Consider the following 19,325-nt stretch of genomic DNA (forward strand, 5'->3'; position numbering starts at 1 on the left):
GATGGATAACATTTTAATAAAAATAAGGAATTTAACAAAGATTTACAAAATGGGAGAAAATGAAGTAAGAGCGTTAGATGGTATAAACCTTGACATTGAAAAAGGAGAATTTGTATCAATTGTCGGTCAATCAGGTTCAGGTAAAACTACTTTAATGAATATAATAGGGTGCTTAGATGTAAAAACTTCTGGAGAATACTTTTTAAATGGCATAGACACAAGCAAACTTTCTGACAATCAATTAGCAGATTTAAGATGTAGCGAAATAGGGTTTGTTTTTCAAAATTTCAATTTGCTTCAAAAAATGACGGCTTTAGAAAACGTGGAATTGCCTATGATATACAAAGGTGTACCTACGAAAGAAAGGCGGCAAAGAGCAGAGATGCTTTTAGAGATGGTAGGACTTAAGGAAAGGATGCACCATAGACCTAATGAATTATCAGGAGGTCAGCAGCAAAGAGTAGCAATAGCAAGGGCGCTAGCAAACAATCCCCATCTAATATTAGCAGATGAGCCGACGGGAAACTTAGACTCAAAAAGTGGTAGTGAGATAATGAAAATAATAAAAGAGTTAAACGAGAGAGGGAATACAGTAGTACTCATAACTCATGACCCTAATATAGCTGCACAAGCCAAAAGAATAGTAAGAATAAAAGATGGGCGTATTTTAGAAAACGAGGTGGTAACACCGTGAGATATGTAGAAGCTTTGAAAATAGCTATACGCAGTATTTTAAGCAATAAAATGAGGTCTTTTCTCACCATGTTGGGGATTATAATAGGTGTCACAGCTGTTATAGCCTTAGTAAGTATAGGCCAGGGCTCTACAAGAAGTGTTACTTCTCAGATACAGAGTATGGGTTCAAACCTCATAATGGTAAACGTAATGGGGAGAGGGGGAGAAAGCTCTTTAACTTATGACCAAGCCATTGTTTTAAAAGACTCAAACTTTATAGCTGCTATCTCTCCGGTCATATCTACCAGTGTAACGGCTATGTACGGAAATAATTCAGTGGACAACACAACGGTAAATGGAGTAAATGGAGATTATCAATCAATACGCGATATACAAGTAGCAGCTGGCAGATTCATTTTGCCAATGGATGATGAAGGAAGGAACAGGGTAGCAGTTCTTGGCAGCAATGTAGCGAGAGAGCTTTTTGGCTTTACTGATCCTATTGGCAAGACTATAAAATTAAATGGCCAAAACTTCACGGTAGTAGGTATTTTGTCACAAAAAGGTTCTTCAATTGCAGGTTCTGATGATGATTCAATATTTATACCCCTTAAAACAATGTTCTACTTTGCGAAAAATAGAGGCATAAGACAAATATATATAGAAGCTACAAGCCCAGATACCGTGGAACTCGCTAAAAACGAAATAAACAGCAAACTGCTAACTATATTTAAAGGCGATACAAATGCCTTTAGAATAATTGATCAATCACAAATTTTATCTACAGTAAATAGTGTTACTGCTACATTGAGCTTGCTCCTTGGAGGAATTGCAGGAATATCCCTTTTAGTCGGTGGAATAGGGATAATGAACATAATGCTTGTATCTGTTACTGAAAGGACGAGAGAGATAGGGATAAGAAAAGCATTAGGAGCCAAAAAGAAAGATGTATTACTTCAGTTTATAATTGAATCATTAACTTTAAGCGGATTAGGAGGAATAGTGGGAATTATAGTAGGATACGTATTGTCGATGGTACTAGGCTCAGCTATGAATATAAATGCTAAGCCTTCTCTCTCTACAGTATTAATATCCTTTTCCTTCTCAGTAATTGTAGGATTGTTCTTTGGCGTATATCCTGCAAATAAAGCTGCCAATTTAAATCCAATTGAAGCTCTAAGGTACGAGTAAAATACAAAAAAGGACAAATTTCTTAGTTTTACTTAAGAGTTTGTCCTTTTTAATATTGCTTTTTTGTCGATAAAAGTTTACAATGTAGTTAATGATAAAATCGGGAGGAGAGAGTAATTGAAGTGGACTGAATCTTTATCAGTTGAAAATGAACTCATTGACAGCCAACATAAAGAGTTAATAAAAAAAGTAAATGATGTTTTGGAGGCTTGCAACCAGAAAAAAGGTAAAGAAAAGATTGAAGAAGTGATGAAATTTTTAAAAGACTACACAGTTAAACATTTTAACGATGAAGAAGCCCTCATGAAAAAATACCAATATCCTTCCTATGAAGAACATAAAAAAATACATGAGGATTTTGTTAAAAAAGTGGACGAGTTAGACAAAAAAATAAAGAAAGAAGGCATAAACTTATCAATCATAATGCTTGTCAATAAAACGCTGGTGGATTGGCTTATAAATCACATAAGCAAAGTAGATAAAAAGGTGGGCGAACATATAAGAAAAGCAAAGGGGGATTTTTAAAATGAAATGGACAGAGTCTTTGTCTGTAGGAAATGATTATATTGATGAGCAGCACAAAGAGTGGATAAGGAGAATTAATGACCTTTTAGAGTCATACAATCAAAAAAGAGGCAAGGAAAAAGTTGAGGAAGCAATGGAATTTGTAAAAAAGTATACTGTAACACATTTTAGCGCCGAACAAGAGCTGATGAAAAAGTATAAATATCCTGAGTATGAAATACATAAACAAATTCATGACAATTTTATTAAAGAAGTTAATGAACTGGATGAAAAAATAAAAAAGAAGGTCCTACGCTCACTAATTTGATGACTGTTAATAGGACTTTAGTAGATTGGGTGCTAAATCATATAAGCAAAGTAGATAAAAAATTAGGAGAGTACATAAAAAGCCAAATGTAATTGAGCCTGTAAATGCAGGCTACAGACTGTAGACAAACTTTCGAAAATAGGATATTTTGCATAAGGAACGACTTGTGACAAAGCGGCAACAAAACTTAGCAAGACCGAGGGTGAAGGCAGGGCCGTAGCCTTGTGATGGCGGAGGCGGGCACTAAGACAAGGATGTCGAATGTGCCCGGTACCCTGCCGGAGCCCGAAGGTCGAGTTTAGTTTTGTCGCTTTGGAACATCGGAGTGACGATGCAAAATATCCTATTTAAAAATTTTTGACTTTGTCAACAAGCTGGAGCCTGTAAATACAGGCTATTTTTTAATCATAGGTTATGTGGTAAAATATTTTTAAATCTAAAAATTTGAGGGGGTTTTATTGTGAGGCTTGTGAGAATAGATAAACTGATACACGGTTATGGAATAATTGAAGGGGATAAAGTTATTGCATTTGGAAGTGAAGGCTTTTATTCTTACAACTTGGAGGAAGTAAAGCTTTTGCCTCCTTGCCTGCCTACAAAAGCTATATGTGTAGGGTTAAATTATAGGGATCATATAGAGGAAATGGGGGACAAAGAGCCGGAGGAACCGACATTATTCATAAAACCTTCAACAGCAGTTATTGGCCCTGATGATTTTATAGTTATTCCTAAGATGTCAGAGAGGGTTGACTATGAGGGGGAATTGGCTGTTGTAATAGGCAAAAGAGCGAAAAATGTGTCTTTAAAAGATGCGTTAGATTATGTCCTTGGCTATACGATAGCTAACGATGTAACTGCGCGGGATTTGCAGGCAAAAGATGGTCAATGGACAAGAGCGAAGTCTTTTGATACCTTTTTGCCCATAGGCCCTTGGATTGTGACAGACTTAGACCCATCTTCTTTGGACATAATTACATATGTAAATGATGAAGTAAAGCAAAAAAGTAACACCAGACATCTCATATTTGGCGTTCCAAAACTTGTGAGTTTTATATCTCACATAATGACGCTAAACCCTGGCGATGTCATATTGACGGGAACACCCTCTGGCGTTGGCCCTTTAAAACCTGGAGACGTTGTAACTATTGAAATAGAGGGAATAGGTAAATTAACAAATAGAGTAAAATAAAATCAGACTACAAAATGAATGATAAAATATATAACTAAACCAATTAAAGATAGAGGAATTCCTACCAAAGCCCATTCACGACTTTTTATATTCAGCTTTCCAGCTGATATGATATTAGGTATGTTTCCTGGAATCAACATGCCGCCACTTATTAGAAGCCCCATCAATATTGCTTGGATTTGTTCTGTTGTCATAGCAGGGCTTATTTCAGCTGCTGCCAGTGTTGCGTTGTCAAGAACTGCTGAGGTCATGTTTATCCAGTATAAAAGTCGGCTATCAAGATGAATTATATAATTATCAATAATAGGTTTGAATCCTGCACCTAAAAGTTCCAATGCCAGAATAAAAACAAAAATTTTAAATGCTTGAATAAAGATAAATTGAAATCTTTCAATTTTTTTAATTTCTTCTGCTTCTTCCACATAATTTTCTTCTATAATGAGACTACTTTTCTCTAATTTATTAATATAAAGTAAACCCAAAAAGCCCAAAGCCAGTACAGCTGGTATGATGTAAATGCCTAAGGTAGTAAAAAGGTAAAGGAAGCTTTCATTTAATTTTGAGGTTACTATTGTGGCTAAGGGCTCGCCAATTGGTGTTAGTGCAGCACCCATGCCTATTGAAAGAGAGGCAATGACAGTAATCACCACTTTGTCTTTGTGTTTTAAGGGCAACAAGTGAATTATTTCTACTAATATTATTGAGGCTATTATGGCTGTAATTATACTGGCTGTCAAGCCAAGGATAATAATTACTAAAAATACAAATATTTTAAGCGGAATATGAGTTACTACTGTTCCTATAAATTTTTTAAATTTATCTTTAAATATCTCAAATAAAAGTCCTGATAAAAATACGGCTGCTGTTATTAAATACAAAAGATGATTTTTAAATATGTGAGCTATCAGGTCATAAGAAAATACTCCTGATACAAATGCTGCAGCAACTCCCATTGCAAAAAGAAAATATTCGATGTTGTGTTCTATATGCCTATTTACAAGAGGCAAAATTAGGATCATTAATAATATTACTAAGAGTGCAACAATGACCACAATCCATCCTCCTTTTACATTATTATTTGTATTATTTTGTAAAATAAAAGGTGGAAAAACTCACCTTTAAGATGAGCTTCCCACCCAAGAAGCCGAAAGTTCTTGAACAAGTCATAAGACTTGCCAACCGTAAAAACTTTATTTACTTTATTAAAATTATAACATACAGGTATTTATATAAGCAACAGAGATGAAGATATAAATTAATGGAGTACAGTGATTAAAAATATTCCGTATAATACTCCTCCAAACATCAACACAAAAGGATTAACTGACTTTCTAATATTTATCCACATTAAATTTAAAATAGCTGAAGTTAAAGCTAACATGGCACTTAAAAAAGCTATTCCTGTGATGTTCCATGGCGTAAACAGTATACCAATAGTAACTGGTATGGAAGACTGAAACACCATCGCCCCCGTTATATTTCCAAGTGCAAGAGTATCCTTTTTTTGTCCTACCCACACAATAGAATTGAGCTTTTCAGGCAGTTCTGTTGCAATAGGCGTTATGACAATTGAGAGTATTAAAGGTGAAATTCCCATCATGTGAGACAAATCTTTTACATATCCTACAAACAAGTGAGCGCCAAAAATTATTCCTAAAAGAGATAGAATTAATTGACTGGTTATCCAGAGTAAATTAGTTTTTACTCCTAAAAACTTTGAAAAGTATAGAGTTCCTATATTTTCATCCAATTGCTGTTCATCTGAAAAAGTACGTTTTACATAAAAAGCGTATGCTAAAAGTACCAATATAACTGCAGATATTCTAATTTCGTTAACTTGATTAAAGACAGAAGCGAAAATTGCTATTGCGTATACTAAGATAAAATATGTCAAATCTCTTTGAAACACTTTTTTATTTGCATTCATTTTCAACGTTCTTTTTCCAAAAAGGGAATAAATTATGATGGCAGCACCTGTTATCAAAAATCCTAAGGTAGAAAGCATAAAGGGAGCTCCTAAAATAGCACCTGTGGCTATTTGACTTGCCTCTCTTCCTCCATAAAAAAGTATAGCGATAATTGGTATAATTGTTTCAGGAAGTGCGGTGCCTACAGCAGCTAAAATACTTCCCACTACTCCCTGACTTAAGTTTAACTTTTTTCCAAACCATTCTACTGAGTTTGTAAATAAGATACAGGAAAGAAGTATAAAGGCGAGACTAAAAAGCAACATCACTATATCTTGTGTCAACTTCTACAACTCCTTTGTGGGTAGTGTTTTAGGTCATTTACAGTAATGTATTGTACCACAAAACGAGAAAATAATTCAATAGTTTGAGTCTCTTCACCAAACATCAATAATGTGGTAACATTTATATTAGATGTCCTTTCGCTTAAAGGAGTGGACGATATGAGCATAAGATTTATATATGGAAGAGCAGGTACAGGCAAGACTGCCTTTTGCCTTAATGATATAAAGAGAAAATTGAATGATGGAAAATCCCACCCTCTTATACTACTTGTCCCCGAACAATTTACCTTTGAGGCAGAAAAATATCTTTTAAATACAATTGAAAAAGATGAAAAGATAAGGGCACAAGTTTTGAGTTTTAAGACTTTGGCAAATAGGGTATTTACAGAAGTTGGAGGCCTTACCCGTCAGCACATGAAATCCTGCGGGAGGTCAATGCTTATTTATAAAATAATAGAAGACATACAAAAAGACCTTAAGGTTTATTCTAAAGCCTCCAGGCAGCAGGGTTTTATCAAAAAAGTTTCAGAAGTTATAACAGAGCTTAAAAGATTTGAAGTGACTCCTGAAAAGTTATTAGAGATAACTGAAACAATAGATAATTTAGGATTAAGAGAAAAACTAAAAGACATAAGTTTAATATATTCTAAATTTGAAGAGAGTTTACACCAAAATTATATAGACCAAGAGGATGAGTTGACTCTTTTGGCAGAGAAACTGGAATATTCTTCTCAATTTGAAGGAGCGGAATTTTGGATAGACGGCTTTACGGGTTTTACGCCAAAGCAGTACAGGGTAATAGAAAAGCTTTTAAAGAAAGCTTCAAGAGTAAATGTCACCCTCTGTATGGATACATCACACAACTCTTATGAAATTGATACTACAGACCTTTTTTACACTACTAAAAAGACAGAAGACAAACTTTTAGAAATATGCCAAAGAAATAATATATCCTATGAAAAACCAGTAAATTTGAATATAGGGATTCCACAGAGATTTAAAGAAAGTGAAGAACTAAGTTTTATAGAAAAACATCTCTTTTCCTATCCTTACAAAGTATATCTAAAAGAAACAGAGGATATAAGCATATTTAAGGCTGCCAATGTCTATAGCGAGGTTGAAGAAACTGCGAGAGATATCATAAGGCTCGTGAGAGATGAGGGGTTTAGGTATTCTGACATTGTGGTAGCTACTCGCGATTTAAATAGATATCATAAACTCGTAAAAGCTATATTTTCTCAATATGGAATTCCCTATTTTATAGACCTAAAGATAGAAATAAAAAATAATCCTATCATCGTTTTTATAACCTCTCTTTTTGACATTCATTTAAAAAGATGGTCTTATGAGTCTGTTTTTAGATACCTAAAGACAGGTTTTACAGATTTAGAAAAAGAGGACATAAACCTTATTGAGAATTATGTTTTAGCTAACGGTATAAAGGGAGATAAATGGAAAGAGGAAGTTTGGAATTACAGGTTAAATTACAGATTTGATAGACTTTCAATAGAGGAAGATGAAAAAGAGATAATAGAGAGAGTGAATGAAATAAAAAGAAAAATCGCAACTCCCTTACAGGATTTTTATAAAAAATTTTCTAAATCGAAGAATATTAAAGAAGCTTGTGGCACTTTGTATGACTTTTTAGTTGAAATGAAATTGCCTCAAAAGATTGAAAAATTAATTGAAAAATTCAAAGAAGAAAAGGAATATGACACAGCAAATCAATACGCACAGGTTTGGGATATTGTTGTAGATGTTTTAGATCAATTGGTAGAAGTGATGGGGGAGGAAAAAGTTACAGCAGAGCAGTTTGCAAAGATATTAAGCATAGGTTTTGATGAATATCAAATTGGAAGTATTCCTCCTGCACTTGATGAAGTGTTAGTTACCAGTGTCGATAGGATGAAAAGTCACAATGCAAAAGCCCTTTACATAATCGGCGTAAATGATGGTATATTTCCTGCTTCTTTTTTGAGGAAGGAATTTTGACAGATGGGGATAGGGAAATTTTAGCTTCCCACAATGTGGAGTTAGACAGAGATACAAAGACTAAAATATTTGAAGAGCAATTTTTAGTCTACACTGCTCTGACTTCCACAAGTAAATTTTTAAAGATAAGCTATCCCATTGCTGACCATGAAGGGAAAAGCTTAAGACCCTCTATAATAATTTCCCGCTTGAAAAAGATTTTTCCTAAAATAAAGCAGTTTAGCAACGTGGTAGAGATGGATACAGCAGAGGAAAATTTAAATCGCGTATCAACACCTTCACCTACTTTTAATGAAATGGTAAGTGCAGTTAAAAAATGGGATATTACAAATAAAATGCATCCTCTGTGGTTGGATGTGTATAAATGGTATGCTAAAAGTGAATCATGGAAGCCGAAATTGACAAGGGCTTTAGAAGGACTTTATTACACTAATCAGGTTGAAAAAGTACCTGCCCACAAGGTAAAAAAGTTGTATGGGGATGAAATGTATTTTAGCGTATCCAGACTTGAAAAATACGCAGCTTGTCCTTTTGCTTATTTTGTCCAATACGGGCTTAAAGCGAAAGAAAGGAAAATATTTAGTTTCGAGCCTCCTGATTTAGGGACCTTTATGCACAATGTCCTTGACAGATTTTCAAAGGCATTGGAGGAAGAAGGACTTACTTGGCAGGATATTGACAGAGAGTGGTGCGATGAGGCTGTGGCTATTATTGTGGATGACATGATACAAAAAATACCAGGATATATTTTAAACAGCAGTCCCAGATACAAATATCTTGCTGAAAGGTTAAAAAGAGTGCTTTCTAATGCGGTATGGGTGGTATCTGAGCATATAAAGAGAAGTTCTTTTGTGCCTTTAGACCATGAGGTTGCTTTTGGCGATAACCAAAAGTATCCTCCTATAAAGATTGTGCTGTCAAACGGTGAGGAGATAAATCTCATAGGGAGGATAGACAGGGTTGATATATTTGAAAAAGAGGATGAAGCCTATATAAGGATAATAGATTACAAGTCTGGCAACAAAACTTTAGACCTTTCAGATGTGTTTTATGGTTTAGAACTTCAGCTTTTGATATATTTAGATGCTATATTAGAAAGTGCAATAAAGGGAAACACAAATTTAAATCCGGCTGGCATATTCTACTTTAAAATAGATGACCCGATTATAAAGGCAGATAAAGATATATCAGATGAAGAGTTGCAAATGCAAATTTTTAAAAAGTTGAGATTGGAAGGGCTTGTTTTAAATGATGCTCAAATCATAGAAGAGATGGACAAATCAATTGAAGGTACTTCTTATATAATTCCAGCAACAATCAATAAAGACGGGAGTGTAGGCAAAAACACCAAAGGAGCCACAAAAGAGCAGTTTGAATTGTTGAGAAGGCACGTCAAAAAGACCATACAACGTCTCAGCGAACAGATGTTAGAGGGAAACATTTCAATTTCTCCATATAAAAAAGATAAAGAAACTCCTTGTAAATATTGCCCTTACTCTTCTGTCTGCCAATTTGAAACGAATTTTAAAGGGAATGAGTACAGGGTTATAAAGAGTAAAGATGTTGAGGAGATATGGAGTATATTGGAACAGGAAGTGAAGTCAGATGGAAACCAAATGGACTTATGAACAACAGCTGGCTATAAATACAAGGGGCAGTAATCTCTTGGTGGCAGCAGGTGCAGGCTCTGGCAAAACGGCTGTCTTAGTTGAAAGAATCATAAAACTTGTCACGGATGACAAAAATCCTGTAGATATTGATAAACTTTTAGTTGTTACTTTTACAAATGCTGCCGCTTCTGAGATGAGAGAAAGGATAGCAGAAGCGTTGATTTCTAAGTTAGACCAAAATCCGGAAGACAGGCGGCTTAGCAATCAGCTAACATTACTTAACAAAGCTACAATCACCACAATTCACTCCTTCTGCTTGGAAGTAGTGAGAAATAACTTTTTTCTCATAGATTTAGACCCTAACTTTAGAATAGGGGATGATACAGAAACTTTACTTTTAAAATTAGAGGCGGTAGAGGAGCTTTTTGAGGAATTATATCAAAAAGAGGATAATGAAGATTTTTTGACATTGGTTGAAAGTTATGGAGGCACAAAGGACGATAAACCCCTTGTAGATATTCTTTTAAAATTGTACGACTTTGTAAAATCACTTCCCTGGCCTGAAAAATGGCTAAGAGATGTGTTATTAAGCTTTGAAGTTAAAGAGGATTTTCATTTTGAGAATTCACAATGGGCGGCAGTAATATTAGACAGTTTAAAAGTAGAAATGTCAGGGCTTTTAAATGGAATGTATGTGGCAATTGATAAACTTCATGGTGAAAATGGTTTACAAAGTTATCTTGATAATTTTGAAATAGAGGCGGAAAGCTTGGAAAAACTTCTAGATTGTGAAAATTGGGAGGAATTTAGAAAACAGATAAATGCCATAGAGTTTGATAGACTTCCCAGAGCAGGTAAAGAGATAGACCCTAAAGTAAAAGATGAAGTGACAAAAATAAGAAATGAGGTTAAAGCTAAAATTAAGGAGATAAGAAATAAGTTTTTTTCAGATGACATAGAAAAGATTGAAAAAGAAATTAAAGCTTTGTACCCTATCATGAAGGCTTTAGTGGATTTGATTTTACTTTTTGATAAAAAATATACTGATAAAAAAAGGGAAAAAGGTATTATAGACTTTAATGACATTGAACATTTTGCACTGCAAATTTTGACAGAAGTCGATGAAAACGGGAATGTGAAGCCTTCAGAGGCAGCTTTGATGTATAGAGAAAAATTCCAAGAAATTTTTGTGGATGAATATCAAGATTCTAATCTGATACAGGAAGTTATACTAAGCACTATAGCCCGAGAAGACACTCCTAACAGGTTTATGGTAGGGGATGTAAAACAGAGCATATACAGGTTTAGGCAAGCAAATCCGTATATATTTTTTGAAAAGTACAATACCTATTCTACAGAAAAGGAAGATAAAAATAAAAAAATATTGCTTTATAAAAATTTTAGGAGTAGGCCTCAAATTATAGATGCGGTAAATTTCATTTTCAAAAAAATAATGTCTAAGAATGTAGGGGAGATAGATTATACAGAGGAAGAGAAGTTAAATTGTGGAGCAGATTTTGGAACACCTCCTCTTGATGCCATTGTAGGTGGACCTGTGGAAATACATTTGATAGAGAAAAATGATGAAACTCCTGAAGAGGAAGAATTAGAGGCTTATGGGGAAGAAGAGGAAGAGATTATTGACAACATACAAGTAGAAGCAAGGGTGGTAGCTCAAAGGATAAAGGAATTAGTTACACAAAATGAGAAAAATACCTTTATGGTTTATGATAAAAACCTCAAAAATTATAGGCCTGTTGAGTATAGGGATATAGTAATACTTTTGAGGGCTACAGAAAGATGGGCACCTGTATTTTTAGAAGAATTTATAAATGTCGGTATTCCTGCTTTTGCGGACACAGGAACGGGATACTTTGAAACAACGGAGATAAAGACTATAATATCCCTCCTTCAGGTGATAGACAACCCAATGCAAGATATTCCGTTGTTGGCAGTTTTGAGGTCTCCTATTTTTTCCTTTATCCCAGAAGAATTAATTGACATAAGGTTAGAAGAGCCTAATAGAGCTATATATGAAGCACTTAAAAAGGTATCACAAAGGGAGGATGAATTAGGGCAAAAAGCTAAAAGTTTCTTAGAATCATTGAAAAAGTGGCAAGAGAAAGCCATTTATATGCCGGTGGATGAGTTTTTGTGGTATTTATATCAAGACACTGGTTATTATGCCTATGTGGGGGCAATGCCTCAAGGAGTGCAGAGGCAGGCAAACTTGAGGATTTTGTTTGAAAGGGCAAAGCAGTACGAGGAAACAAGTTTTAAAGGGCTGTTTAACTTTATCAATTTTATAAACCGCCTCAAAGTCAGCAGTGGCGATATGGGAAGTGCTAAAATAGTAGGAGAAAATGAAAATGTAGTCAGGATAATGAGTATACACAAAAGTAAAGGTCTTGAATTCCCGGTAGTTATAGTTGCAGGCTTAGGTAAACAGTTTAATTTAAAGGATTTAAGTCAAAGCGTATTGTACCATCATTTATTAGGATTAGGCCCTGAGTTTGTGGACTTCAAAAGAAGAATTTCTTATCCCAGCATTGTGAAAGAGGCAATAAAAAACAAAATAAAGTTAGAAAGCCTTTCTGAAGAGATGAGAGTTTTGTACGTTGCTTTGACAAGGGCAAAAGAAAAGTTAATATTAGTTGGAAGTGTTAAAGACATAAAGGAAAAAGTGAAAAAATGGTGCAATATTGCTATGTTGGAGAGTAAGGTGCCTGAGTATGAAATTTTAAAAGGTAAAAGTTATATAGATTGGATAGGTCCTGCTGTTATAAAGCATGCGGATTTAAAACCTTTAAGGGATTTTGCACAGGTACAATATGTGGCTGTGGAAGAGGATAGCTCACAGTGGCAGGTAAGGATTTGGAATAAAAAAGATGTGATTTTTGATAAAAAACAGGTTGAGGAAGAGACAAACTTATTGCAAAGGCTTGAAAACTTAGATTTAGATAGCCCTAGCAGTGAATTTTATGATGAAGTGACAAGGCGTTTAAATTATGTATATCTTTATGAAAAAGCCTGCCATTTGCCTGCGAAACTTTCTGTTACAGAAATTAAAAGAATTTTAAACGAAGAAGTAATAGATGAGGACACTACTTCAATATTTGAAAAAACAGTCCTTAAAATCCCTGCCTTTTTAGAAAAGAAAAAAGGACTTACTGCAGCCGAAAAAGGTATAGCTATGCACCTTGTCATGCAAAAATTAGATTTAAATGGGGATTTGAGTGTAGAAGGCATAAAGAAGCAAATTAAGAATATGGTGGATAGAGAAATTTTGACAGAAGCACAGTCTAAAGAGATAGACATAAGAAGAATTGAAGAATTTTTTAGAGCTTCTCTTGGAAGGAGAATGTTAAGTTCTCAAAATGTAAAAAGGGAAGTGCCTTTCCATATAAAAATTAAAAGTACAGAAGTTTACAAAGATTTGCCTGAAGAATACGAAAATGAATTTATAGCTGTGCAAGGCATTATTGACTGCTTTTTTGAAGAAGAGGGAGAAATAATCCTTATTGATTACAAGACGGATTATGTGACAGAGGAAATGATGGAGGAAATAAAAGAAAAATATAAAGTGCAGATAGATCTTTATGCAAAGGCTTTAGAAAAGATTACTGGCAAAAGAGTCAAAGAAAAATATATTTACCTCTTCTTTAATGGAATGATTCTGGAATATTAAGGGTGATAAAATGAGGATTTTACATACTTCAGACTGGCATTTGGGAAAAAGCCTTGAAAATTTTTCAAGGATTGAAGAGCAGGAGAAATTTTTAGAGGATTTTGTGCAGATGGTTGAGGAAAATAATGCAGATCTGGTCATAATTGCCGGGGATATATACGATTCTTCAAACCCTCCTGCAAGGGCGGAAATGCTTTTTTACACAACTTTAAAAAAACTTTCCAACGGGGAAAGAGTGATTTTGGTCATAGCAGGAAATCATGACAATCCTGAAAGGCTTTCAGCTGCAAGCCCCCTTGCATATGAACATGGAGTGATACTTTTAGGTACTCCTAAAAGTATTGCTCCTAAAGGAGATTTTGGAAAGTTTAAAATTTTAGATTCGGGAGAAGGTTTTTTAGAAATTGAGATAAAAGGTGAAAAAGCTGTAATTATAGCTCTTCCTTATCCCAGTGAAAAAAGGCTAAATGAAATTTTTACATCAGAATTGGAGGAAGAGAAAAGGCAGAAAAGTTACTCTGAAAGAGTTGGTGAAATTTTTAATGACCTTTCGAAAAAATACAGAAATGACACTATAAACATTGCGGTATCTCATATTTTTGTTGCAGGAGGAGAGGAGTCAGGTTCAGAAAGGCCCATTCAGTTAGGAGGAAGTTTTACAGTAGAAATAAGGCACCTGCCACAAAAGGCGCAGTACATAGCTCTCGGACACCTTCACAAACCTCAGAGAATTTCTTCTACTCTTCCTGCTTATTATTCTGGTTCCCCTCTTCAGTACAGCAAAAGTGAGATGAACCATTCTAAATGTGCTTATTTAGTAGATTTAAAGGTAGGAGAACCTGCACTTGTGAAGGAAATATATTTTAAAAATTACAAGCCTATTGAAGTGTTTAGGTGTAATGGTATAGAGGAAGCTTTAGAGATTTGCAATGAATACAGGGATAAAGATATATGGGCATATTTCGAGATTAAAACTGAGTCTCCACTGCCTTCTTCAAAGATAAAAGAAATGAAGAGCATATTACCGGATATAGTTGAAATAAAGCCAATTTTGCCAGAGGATGAGATGGAAATTGAGGACTATGAAATAGATGATAAAAGTGTAAAGGAACTTTTTGAAGAATTTTATTTAAAGGAAAACAAAGTTCCTCCAACAGAGGAGGTTTTAGAACTTTTTATGAGTATAGTAAAGGAAGAGGATGAGGAAGATGAGACCTCTGAAGCTTAAAATTGCTGGGCTTAATAGTTTTGTAGAAGAACAAATTATTGATTTTGAAGTCCTAACAGAAAAAGGACTTTTTGGCATATTTGGTCCCACAGGAAGTGGAAAATCCACTATTATAGATGCGATTACTCTTTCAATGTACGGGAAAATCCCCAGAAATAGCAAGGATTTTATAAATACTCAATCTACATCTATGTCTTTGACATACCAGTTTGAAATAGGTGTTGATGGGGCAAGAAAAAGGTATATAGTTGAGAGAAATGTAAAAAGGGACGCAAAAAGTGGCGGTTATAAAACTACATTAGCAAGACTGCGGGAAATAGGGGAAAGTGGAGAAAGAGTTTTGGCAGAAAAAGATAGGGAAGTTCAGCAAAAAATAGTGGATTTAATTGGACTTACAGCAGAGGATTTTACTCGTTCTGTAGTGCTGCCACAAGGGAAATTTAGTGAATTTTTAAAGCTAACAGGCAAAGAAAGAAGGGACATGTTAGAGAGGATTTTTGGCTTAGAAAAGTATGGAAGCAAATTACTTGTTAGAATAAGAGATGTAAAGAGAGAAAAAAGTAATTTATTGAATGAGGTAAATGCGAAGTTAAGTCAGCACGAAGGTGTTACTAAAGAAGCATTGGAAGATTTAAAGAAAAAGTTTGAGATTTTAAAAGAAGAAGAAAAAACTTTAAAAGAACAAAAGGATAAATTAGATAAAGAAAGGGAAAAACTTAAAGGGATATGGGAAAAACAGCAGGAGTTAAATCAATTTTTGCATAAGAAAGAAGTCTTAGACCGTAAGTTAAAAGAAATAGAAGATAAAAAGGAAAAGTTAAAAAAAGCGGAAAAGGCATTATCAGTAAAACCGTATATAGACTCTTTAGTGGAGACAGAGAAAAAACTCATTTTAAATCAAAAGGATGTGGAAAAGTATTCTAAAGAGTTGGAGGAGGCTGAAAAATTACTTGAGAAGGTAGAAAAAGAATATGAGGCTTCATTAAAAGAAAAGGAAGAAAAAATTCCTCTCATAATTGAAAAGGAAGAAAGGCTTAAAAGGGCTTTTAAACTGAGAGATGAGATAAAAAAGATTAATAGTGAAAGGGAGAAACTTGTAAAGGAGTATAAAGATTTAAAAAAGCAGATAGATGGGATAGAAAGAGAAATAAAAGCCCTGTCCGATTCTATAGATATAGCAAAAAAAAGCTTAAGTGAGAAGGAAAAAAGAATTAATGAAATTAAAGTTGATTCGAATAAAAGGGAAAAAATTTTTGCTGCTTTTGAGATTCAGAAAGAGTTTGAAAGGGCAGACAAAGAGAAAAAAGAAAAGGAGAAAAGAATTTTAGAATTAAAAGAGCTAATAGGTAAGCAGCAGAAAGATATTGAAAAAATAGACAATTTATTGAAACGAAAAGAAAAAGAAATACAAGAGGTTGACAATAATATAAAAAAACTTGAAATGCAAAAGCCTCCCACAAATGAAGACCTTTTGGACCTGCAAAAAAGTTTAGAAAGAAAAAGAGTAGAAATTTTAGAATTGAAAGAAAAAGAAAAGTTAAAAAATGAGGCGGAAAATAATTTAAAAGAAATTTTAAAAATAAAAGAAGAAATAAATGATGAGATAAAAGAAATTGAAGAGAAATTAAAAAATAAAACTAATAGTTTGGAAGAAGTAAAAAAAGATATAGAGGAATTTGTAAAAAACAACATGGCAGGTGAACTGGCAGAGGGATTAAAAGAAGGTGTTCCCTGTCCTGTCTGTGGTTCGATTCATCATGTAAGATTGGCACAAAAGGTAGAGGAAGACTTAATAAAAGAAAAGCAGGAAATAAAGGCAAACTTAGAAAAGGATATAATGGACTATCAAAGTAAGCTTTTTAAGTTAAAAGGTGAATTATCAGGAATAGAAGTCAAAGAAGAGATGTATAAAAAAGAATATGATAAACTGTGGGATATATTAAAAGACATTAACCTTTTAAAGTTAGAAGAAGAATTAAATAAGATGGAGTCTGATTTTATACAGTGGAAAGAAAAATTAGAAAAATGGAATAAGAGTAAGGAAGAATTAGAGACCTTAATTAAAAAATTAAAGGAGGAAAAAGCAAGTTTAGATTTAGAACATACAAGATTAAAAGAAGGTATAAATAAAGATATTAGCCTTTTGAAAGAGTTTGAGTCTTCTCTTGAGGCTATTAGTATAACTTACAGTGAATTAGAAGGTCAGTTAAGAATATCAAGGGAAGAATTGGGGATTTCAGATTTTAAAGAAAAAGTGGAGGAAATAAATCAAAAAGAGAGGGAAATAGAAGGGCTGAGGAATGAAATAGAGAATTTTAAAAATACGATTGAAGAATTGACAAATAAAAAGGAAACCCTTTCAAACAATCTCAATGCTCTTTCAATAAGGAAAGGACAGATAGAGGAAATAGGTAAGGAAAAAAGTAAAAACCTTCGGGAGAGGCAGCAGGAGTTTGATTCTTTATCAGAAGGTAGAGACATAGAAGAATATTTAAAAGAGATTCAGTATAATAAAGAAAAAATTACAAAAATGGAGAGTGCTTTAAAAGAAACTCTAGAAAAGGCAAGAAAGGATAAACAAAATATAGAGAGTAAAAAGATATCTGCCCTTGAGAGTCGGGACCTTTTAAATAATATGTTTAGGGAACAAAGTGAAAAATTAGAAAATGCTCTATTAGAAAATGGATTTAAGGATAAAAAAGAGGCTTTGGAGTATTTATTAGACAGTGAAAATATTAAAAAAATTGAGGAAGAAATTAAGAATTTTGAAAATGAATATGTATCTGTAAACAAAAGTATAGACAGACTGATGGAGATATTACAAGGGCAGAAAATTAATGAAGAAGAATGGAATCAATTAGAAGAAAGCATTAAAGGGTTGGAACAGGTCTTAAACGAAAAAAGGAAGGAAATAGGCGCTACAGAAAAGGCTATTTCAGATATGCAAGAGAATTTGCAAAAAGTAGAAGAATTTACAAAGCAGAAAAAGGAATTAGAGCGTGTAGTGGATATATTAAATGAATTGGACAATCTTTTTCAGGGAAATAAATTTGTAGATTTTATTGCCGCAAGACAGCTTAAATATATAACCTTTTTTGCATCAAAAAGGCTTAAGGAAATAAGTAGGGGAAGGTATGCCCTTGAGATTGATTCAGACAACAATTTTGTAATGAGAGATGACTTCAATGGCGGAGTAAGAAGGTCTGTAGATACTTTATCTGGCGGTGAAACTTTTTTGACATCCCTTTCTTTAGCTTTGGCTCTTTCTTCTCATATACAATTAAAGGGAAGAGCACCTTTAGAGTTCTTTTTCTTAGATGAAGGTTTTGGAAGTCTTGACGCGGAACTTTTGGATATAGTGATGACCTCTTTAGAAAGGCTTAAGAAAGACAAAATGGTAGTGGGCATAATAAGCCATGTAGAAGAATTAAAAAACAGAGTACCTGTAAAACTAATTGTTACACCACCTGCCGTCTCTGGCGAAGGGAGTAAGGTGAGAATAGAATATACATAGAGAGAAGGGGATACCTTCTCTCTAAAACTGTCTTACAATTTTCTCAATTGCATCGAGAGTTTTTTCAATGTCTTTTTTACTTATGTAATAATGAGTTACAAATCTTACTGCAAAATCATTTCCGCCATTTATTAAAATTCCCTGCTCTTTTAATTTTAGAGCAAATTCTTTGCCAGTCATTCCTGTTTTTGATATGTCGGTCATTACTATATTTGTTTGTACCGTTTCCAGGTCGAGGTTTATTCCCGGTATATTTTTTAATCCTTCTGCTAAAAATCTTGCATTGTCATGGTCTTCCTGTAGCCTTTTTGTCATTTTTTCAAGTGCTACAATGCCAGCAGCTGCAATAAAACCTGCTTGTCTCATTCCACCACCTAACATTTTGCGGTATTTTCTTGCTTTTTCAATGAAATCTTTTGTGCCGACGACTACCGACCCAATAGGGGCGCATAAGCCTTTGGAGAGGCAAAACATTACACTATCTGCATATTTGGCTATTTCTCTTACATCTACTTTAAGATAAGTAGCGGCATTGAATATTCTCGCACCATCTAAATGAACAGGGATATTGTGTTTTTGAGCTATTTCATATATTTCTTTCATAGTTTCAATTGGAGTTACAGTGCCGCCAGCCCTGTTATGAGTATTTTCAAGGCAGATAAGACTTGTGACAGGATAATGTATGTCCTTTGGCCTTATGGCTTTTTCTACATCGGCGGGGTTTAGGACACCTTTGTTACTTTTCAAAGCTTTTGTCTGTACGCCTGCAAGGTATCCCACTCCTCCAACTTCATAAGTTATAATATGGCAGTTTTCTTCTACAATAATTTCTTCTCCTGGATGAGTGTGAGTCATTATTGAGACTTGGTTACCTTGTGTACCGCTTGTTACTAGCATTGCTGCTTCTTTTCCCAACATTTCTGCTGCCATTTCTTCAAGTTTTCTCACTGTAGGGTCTTCGCCGTAGACGTCATCACCTACTTCAGCCTTGTACATGGCTTCCCTCATTTCTTCAGTGGGCACTGTTACAGTGTCACTTCTTAAATCAATATATTGCATTTGTAATCCCCTCTCGCCAATATGATTCATAAAAATTTCTTTTGTTCTCATTATACCATATAATACCTGAAATTTTTAATAATTTATTCTCATTTA

At 34.1% G+C, this 19,325-nt stretch carries 10 protein-coding genes, 2 pseudogenes and 1 other annotated feature; of the genes and pseudogenes, 9 read left to right on the forward strand and 3 right to left on the reverse strand.

What is annotated here, in order from left to right:
* Position 1: 1 nt before the first annotated feature.
* From OEI98_RS01340 to OEI98_RS01360, 5 genes and pseudogenes are all read left to right on the forward strand, one after another.
* Positions 2-694 carry an ABC transporter ATP-binding protein gene (locus OEI98_RS01340; RefSeq protein ID WP_003869075.1) on the forward strand — a complete coding sequence of 231 codons (693 nt, stop codon included), beginning with the start codon at positions 2-4 and terminating at the stop codon, positions 692-694.
* Positions 691-1,866 carry an ABC transporter permease gene (locus OEI98_RS01345; RefSeq protein ID WP_266039073.1) on the forward strand — a complete coding sequence of 392 codons (1,176 nt, stop codon included), beginning with the start codon at positions 691-693 and terminating at the stop codon, positions 1,864-1,866. The genes OEI98_RS01340 and OEI98_RS01345 overlap by 4 nt, the downstream gene beginning before the upstream one ends.
* A gap of 117 nt (positions 1,867-1,983) precedes the next feature.
* On the forward strand, positions 1,984-2,391 hold the full coding sequence (locus OEI98_RS01350; protein ID WP_266039075.1) for a bacteriohemerythrin: 408 nt from the start codon (positions 1,984-1,986) through the stop codon (positions 2,389-2,391).
* Position 2,392: 1 nt separating this feature from the next.
* Positions 2,393-2,790 (forward strand): annotated as a pseudogene (locus tag OEI98_RS01355) (bacteriohemerythrin).
* 368 nt (positions 2,791-3,158) lie between these two features.
* On the forward strand, positions 3,159-3,887 hold the full coding sequence (locus OEI98_RS01360; protein WP_266039077.1) for a fumarylacetoacetate hydrolase family protein: 729 nt from the start codon (positions 3,159-3,161) through the stop codon (positions 3,885-3,887).
* A 2-nt stretch (positions 3,888-3,889) separates the two neighbouring features.
* Here OEI98_RS01360 and OEI98_RS01365 read toward each other — a convergent pair whose 3' ends face one another.
* Both OEI98_RS01365 and OEI98_RS01370 read right to left on the reverse strand, forming a co-directional pair.
* Complete coding sequence (locus OEI98_RS01365) at positions 3,890-4,939, reverse strand: DUF1646 family protein (protein ID WP_266039079.1); 1,050 nt, start codon at positions 4,937-4,939, stop codon at positions 3,890-3,892.
* A 74-nt stretch (positions 4,940-5,013) separates the two neighbouring features.
* Positions 5,014-5,068 (reverse strand) — a sequence feature (sodium ion sensor (DUF1646 type); this cis-regulatory element may regulate processes involved in with the transportation of sodium ions).
* A 74-nt stretch (positions 5,069-5,142) separates the two neighbouring features.
* Entirely contained in the window at positions 5,143-6,138 is a 996-nt protein-coding gene (locus OEI98_RS01370; protein ID WP_266039081.1) for a sodium:calcium antiporter, read from the reverse strand.
* A gap of 159 nt (positions 6,139-6,297) precedes the next feature.
* Between OEI98_RS01370 and addB the strand changes: the two are divergent.
* The 4 genes and pseudogenes from addB (at position 6,298) to OEI98_RS01390 (ending at position 18,170) form a co-directional block, all read left to right on the forward strand.
* Positions 6,298-9,758: pseudogene (gene addB / locus OEI98_RS01375) on the forward strand (helicase-exonuclease AddAB subunit AddB).
* Positions 9,736-13,428, forward strand: a complete 3,693-nt coding sequence (addA, locus tag OEI98_RS01380; protein WP_266039083.1) for a helicase-exonuclease AddAB subunit AddA — start codon at positions 9,736-9,738, stop codon at positions 13,426-13,428. Before addB ends, addA begins: the two are co-directional and overlap by 23 nt.
* A gap of 10 nt (positions 13,429-13,438) precedes the next feature.
* Positions 13,439-14,656 (forward strand): exonuclease SbcCD subunit D, encoded by a 1,218-nt coding sequence (locus OEI98_RS01385; protein ID WP_266039085.1) that lies wholly within the window; start codon positions 13,439-13,441, stop codon positions 14,654-14,656.
* Complete coding sequence (locus tag OEI98_RS01390; RefSeq protein ID WP_266039087.1) at positions 14,637-18,170, forward strand: AAA family ATPase; 3,534 nt, start codon at positions 14,637-14,639, stop codon at positions 18,168-18,170. Before OEI98_RS01385 ends, OEI98_RS01390 begins: the two co-directional genes overlap by 20 nt.
* A gap of 21 nt (positions 18,171-18,191) precedes the next feature.
* Here the strand turns inward: OEI98_RS01390 and ltaE are convergent, their stop codons facing one another.
* Entirely contained in the window at positions 18,192-19,229 is a 1,038-nt protein-coding gene (ltaE, locus tag OEI98_RS01395) for a low-specificity L-threonine aldolase (RefSeq protein WP_266039089.1), read from the reverse strand.
* Positions 19,230-19,325 lie beyond the last annotated feature (96 nt).

The organism is Thermoanaerobacter sp. RKWS2 (assembly GCF_026240795.1).
Classification (GTDB): Bacteria; Bacillota; Thermoanaerobacteria; order Thermoanaerobacterales; family Thermoanaerobacteraceae; genus Thermoanaerobacter; species Thermoanaerobacter ethanolicus.